Genomic DNA, 4,783 nt, shown 5'->3' on the forward strand with positions numbered 1-4,783 from the left:
ATTTGGTTATTAGTGCGATCGCAATGCTGTTTTCTTTGCGGTACTCGTTTACGCAATAGTTGTGCTAACTGCAACGAACCAACGTGTTCAAAGGTACGCGAAACGGCAATCTCATTGATGGGGAGTGGGCCGACGTTCGCGGACAAGCGTGGGGACATGGAACGCTCAAGTTACGGATTTCGGGTACAACTTTTATGGAGAAGATCGACGGCACTGGCAGCGGATTCGGCGGGATTCGTTGGGGCCGTGGCGGATGTAACGACACGCAAGGCAACCCGGGGTAGTGTGAAGCGAGCTGTAAGCAGGGGCAAACTCAACAGTTTAGTTTATATAAATTGATAAATATGTTTTCAGCCCTTGCAGCGATCGCTTTTTCAAAGCAGTACACTGGTACTATGCCGAAAATTCCCCACTGCGTAGGCGTAGCCCGCCTTCGGCATCGCTGTCTCCTCTACTCATACAACCCCCACCTCATCTGTATCGTTCACCCTGATGGTGTAGACGGTGATAGCTGCTTGGACTTTCGAGAAGACCCCAACGCCGAACCAGTAGAACTGTGGGAGCCAGAAGGCGCAACCTACTACAACGGCGAACTAATTTTGCAACCACAACAGAGGTGGACACAACAGCAAAAACTGGAGTTACTTGATTGGCATCCGATGTTTACTGGTAGATGTCCACAGTGTAGTAGTGAATTTGACCGGGGCGACACTTCAAGGGTGCATTGGGATTGTAAGTGCGGCTGGATGGATGATTCAATTTAGAGCGTTCGCTCTTTCTTACTTATGCTTTATGGCGCTACTTTTTCTTTAAACTGCTTTCCAGCAGAAAACGCAGGCACTTTGGTCGCTGGAATTGTCATTGGCTCATTGGTTTTCGGATTACGCCCTTCACGTTCTGAGCGATCGCGTCGCTCGAATGACCCAAAACCAATGAGCGTTACCTTTTCACCATTGGCTACAGCTTCGGTAACAACTGACAAAAAAGCACTAATGACTTCATCAGCTTGCTTTTTTGTGACATTGGCTTTGGCTGCTACAGCATCTACTAATTCGCCTTTGTTCATAAATCACCCTGAAACATTGCCAGTAATCGAAATTTAGCATTATTACCTCTTATTCATAAAGGGGAAAAGGAATAATTTTCTAGCAACACGCGAAAATTAACAATGCACGACTACTACTACTGTGTCGATTTGGCATGATAGATAATCGCTATTTCGCTTCCCTGAATGTCTGACTGCTGTAACTGTTTATTAATATTTTTACGGATGCAGAGGTACAGTTCTACATACTCGTTCTACCTGCCAGCCAAAACTCTGTTTGCCTGTTGTTAGCCACCATCCCTTGATAAATTTAGCTCGCCATAAACATTGATACTAAATGTAAATTCGATATCAATGTAGTTCTTGGTATATCCTGTGGGCAAAGGCGCAAAAGGTGCAGATCGCTGTATAGCATTGAGTGCTACTTCATCAGTTACATTAAATCCAGAGGTTTGTACAATATTGAGATTGCTAACTTGACCTGAACGGTTAATAGTAAAGTTAAGCACCGTTCGCCGATTAGACTGGCTCATTCCTGGTAGCCACTGCTGTTGAACACGTTGCTTTAGTTTATTTAAGTAAGAGGTGAGGTCTATATCTAGACTGCGGGTATCAATACCAGAAGCCCCAAGGCGATCGCGGTTGGAATTAGGCACAGCTGCAAGTTGATCGCCGCGATAATTCTGACTAGATACACCCACAGTACCACCCAACAAACTTGCCGCACCTGTTTTTAGAGATGACTCAGCTTGGGTCGGTGTTCGCCCACTGAATCCAATTCTCGACTGCCCTAACTTTTTAGGATTGTTTGGTGCTGGTAGTGTCGTAGCTCTTTCAAGTGCTGTTTTTCCCAATTGGGCTGACGGTGGTGTAGTTATTGCTACTACTGTATTTCTTTTGAAATTACGTACTTGCGCTGTGCTTGTAGGTGCTGAGGCTATTTGTTTGGAATTGGGTGATATTAGTCTCGTTAGGGGTACTATTTTTCTCAGTGGAGTTGCTGATGCCGTAATCGTTGGAGCGAATGCATTTTTCTTGAAATTAGGTACTTGTGCTTTGGTTGCAGATACTGATGCTACTTGTTTTGGGTTGAGTACTAAAGGTGTTGTCAAAGACGCTGTTTTAAGAAGCGGAACTGCCTGTGATCTAGTCACTGGTGCTACTGTAATTTTTTGAGAGTTAGATACTTGTACTACGTGTGCAGATGATGCCGTTTTTGGAGATTTGAGTTGCGGTTGTTGACCAGATAGATTTGGTAATTCCATTTTCTGCTGCTGCCGTCCTGCCTGGAATACCTTGAGGGGAGATGAGGCTGTTAAGTCAGAAGAACGCGCATTATCGGCTTTATGTCCTCCCAAATACCCTGACTTTACCAGAGAAATAGGTCTTTCTGGAAAAGCTTTACCGCCAGCAAGAGAATTTTTGCTAGCCCGGATTGAGGTTTCAGGAGGTATGTCTGTTTTATTATCGGGAACTTCAACTATCTGGATTGGAATCTCTTGGCTAATTTCTTGCTTCGGCTCATGTATCAAAGCTCTGTGCCAATATTTGCTCCCTATTAATAAAATAGAGTGCAATAGGATAGAAATAACTACACCAAAGATCATATCGACAGAGCGCACACTCCGATTGCACACAAATTCATCAAATGAAGCCATGTTATTGTACTTTCTTTAATGGCAGCCTCAACAGTCTATTTATAGGGTACAGGCTTCTGTTGTTTCCGGTTATCTATAAGACTGGCAAAATTCCCTTGGCAGACTACTAGACATAATGGAATAGATATATGCCCCAGAATTCCTAGAGGTGTCAGTATGACTGTTATCACTCCTGATCGTTTCCTCGTAGAGGAAAGCCCTTCTCACGCCGCGCACGAGCCAAATCGCACCCTCTGGATCAGTGAAGCAGGAGGGCTTACCCTGTTTGGCGCGTTCATCGAAGTTCTGCAACCTGGCTCTCGTTCATCGATCAAGCATTGGCATAGTGCTGAGGATGAAATGGTCTATGTCCTCGAAGGCGAGATCGCGCTCATTGAAGGAGACACAAAGACTGTATTACGTCCTGGCGACGCTGCAACTTTTCAAGCAGGAGTGGCGGTAGGTCACTTCCTTGAGAATCGCAGTGCCAAAGCAACGCGATGCCTAGTAGTCGGCAACCGAGCGGCAGTAGACACAATCACGTATCCTGACCTTGATCGGGTATGTCACCGCGATCGATCCCTGCCAGACGACATCTGGACTAACAGTGTGGGAGAACCTGCTCCGAGTCCCTACTAGCAATAATTGCAGGATGCTTTTTGTACTATTTTTGTGGGTTTACCTTGACCAAATCCTTTGCCAGACATGGTAGTTGGTATATTTGATACAGGGATTTTAGCAGGGTTTGAGGGTTGTGAGGGGGAGCGATCGCCATGCATCCTCTAAGAACGGCGCACTTCAACAGTTATTTCCGCGATCAGGCGATCGCCTGACGATGCTAGAAGTGATTGCTTTACAATTACTCCAAATCACATTTTGGGGATAAAAATGAAGCAAGATGACCGCTATACACTGGTCACTGGGGAATTAGGCGCACATCGGCTTTCAATCCTCAACACAGTTCACAAACCCTACACTGAATGGTCTTCTTCGTTATCATCAAGCTCCCGTTGCATCACCCTTGGAATATTAGCTTTAGCTTACTACAAGGGGAGCATCCGCTAATCTCAAAGAGTAAAAAACGCATTATCCTTTCAGCGATCGCCCAATTCATTTTCTTAGAGGAAACCCTGAACGCATCACTACCAGATTGCCTTATAGGAAAAGTTAGATTGAATATGAATGAGACTTTAGCAGCCACACTAGGGGAATTACAAGCACAAATATATTGGTTACATGATGCTGAGGAGTTTGCAGAATTGGCATCAGCAGCAGCTACTATATATATGAAACTTGGTTATACTCAACAGCAGTCCGAAACGGTAGGTAATTTAATTAGTCAGGCTTATCAATTATCTGATGATGCTGTTTTAGCCCAAGAAGCAGGTGATTTTGACAAAGAAATACAGTTTTATCATCAAGTTAAAGATAAATTAACCCAAGTAGAAACTACATTAGTTTATCAAAACAGCATTGCCATACATCAAATGAAATGGTGGATGTATTTTCGTCATCAACAAAAATTACAAACTATTATTCACTTATTTTTACAACATTTTCAAGCTGTAGGGTTGATGAACTTACTTACTGCTCTTAAACTTACATATTTTATAATGGAAATATGCAAAGTTCATAAATCGCGTGACACAGAAACCACCAAACATAATGCTATAAAATACTGGACAGAATTATTGAAAATCAAACCGCCACAATATCCTTATCTTGGTTAAATTACCTATTTTTCTAGGCTAACTGCTTCAATCACGTTGCAATACAGTTCGGTTAAAGAGAAAAGGGAAATCTAGAACCAATTACTGCTCAAGAGAAATATTGTCCGAGTAGATATGCCATCCAAAAATAGGGCTAATGCAGTTATTTAATTTGCCAAATATGTACAGTACTATCCTCATTACTACTAGCAAGGGTTTTACCATCCCGGCTCAAAGCAAGCCCTAAAACAGAACTGGAACCATCTTGAAAGGTATGCAACGGCTTTAAAGTCTCTAAGCTCCACAGTTTAATACTGCCATCATAATTGCCGCAAATTAGAATTTTTCCATCGGGGCTAATGGCAAGAGATTCAACTGAATTAAAATTATCA

General features: G+C 43.2%; 8 protein-coding genes. 5 read left to right on the top strand and 3 right to left on the bottom strand.

Annotation, left to right across the window (positions count from 1 at the left end; genetic code table 11):
* Positions 1–395: 395 nt before the first annotated feature.
* Positions 396–764, top strand: coding sequence for a hypothetical protein (locus tag CDG77_RS33450; RefSeq protein ID WP_094333467.1), 369 nt, complete (start codon positions 396–398; stop codon positions 762–764).
* 26 nt (positions 765–790) lie between these two features.
* Here CDG77_RS33450 and CDG77_RS33455 read toward each other — a convergent pair whose 3' ends face one another.
* Both CDG77_RS33455 and CDG77_RS33460 read right to left on the bottom strand, forming a co-directional pair.
* On the bottom strand, positions 791–1,066 hold the full coding sequence (locus CDG77_RS33455; protein ID WP_094333463.1) for an HU family DNA-binding protein: 276 nt from the start codon (positions 1,064–1,066) through the stop codon (positions 791–793).
* A 266-nt stretch (positions 1,067–1,332) separates the two neighbouring features.
* Complete coding sequence (locus CDG77_RS33460; RefSeq protein ID WP_094333464.1) at positions 1,333–2,703, bottom strand: energy transducer TonB; 1,371 nt, start codon at positions 2,701–2,703, stop codon at positions 1,333–1,335.
* A gap of 156 nt (positions 2,704–2,859) precedes the next feature.
* On the opposite strand from CDG77_RS33460, the gene CDG77_RS33465 reads away from it, so the two are divergent.
* From CDG77_RS33465 to CDG77_RS33470, 4 genes are all read left to right on the top strand, one after another.
* Positions 2,860–3,321, top strand: coding sequence for a cupin domain-containing protein (locus tag CDG77_RS33465; protein WP_094333465.1), 462 nt, complete (start codon positions 2,860–2,862; stop codon positions 3,319–3,321).
* 106 nt (positions 3,322–3,427) lie between these two features.
* Positions 3,428–3,568, top strand: a complete 141-nt coding sequence (locus CDG77_RS37165) for a hypothetical protein (RefSeq protein ID WP_181154442.1) — start codon at positions 3,428–3,430, stop codon at positions 3,566–3,568.
* Between the two features lie 2 nt (positions 3,569–3,570).
* The gene (locus CDG77_RS37170) at positions 3,571–3,747 is read left to right on the top strand and encodes a hypothetical protein (RefSeq protein ID WP_181154551.1); all 177 of its coding nucleotides are present in this window, start codon (positions 3,571–3,573) and stop codon (positions 3,745–3,747) included.
* A 113-nt stretch (positions 3,748–3,860) separates the two neighbouring features.
* Positions 3,861–4,412, top strand: a complete 552-nt coding sequence (locus CDG77_RS33470; RefSeq protein WP_094333466.1) for a hypothetical protein — start codon at positions 3,861–3,863, stop codon at positions 4,410–4,412.
* A 142-nt stretch (positions 4,413–4,554) separates the two neighbouring features.
* Here the strand turns inward: CDG77_RS33470 and CDG77_RS33475 are convergent.
* On the bottom strand, positions 4,555–4,783 hold a 229-nt coding region (locus tag CDG77_RS33475), incomplete at its 5' end, for a WD40 repeat domain-containing protein (RefSeq protein ID WP_442946456.1).

This window comes from Nostoc sp. 'Peltigera membranacea cyanobiont' 213, assembly GCF_002245975.1.
Classification (GTDB): domain Bacteria; phylum Cyanobacteriota; class Cyanobacteriia; order Cyanobacteriales; family Nostocaceae; genus Nostoc.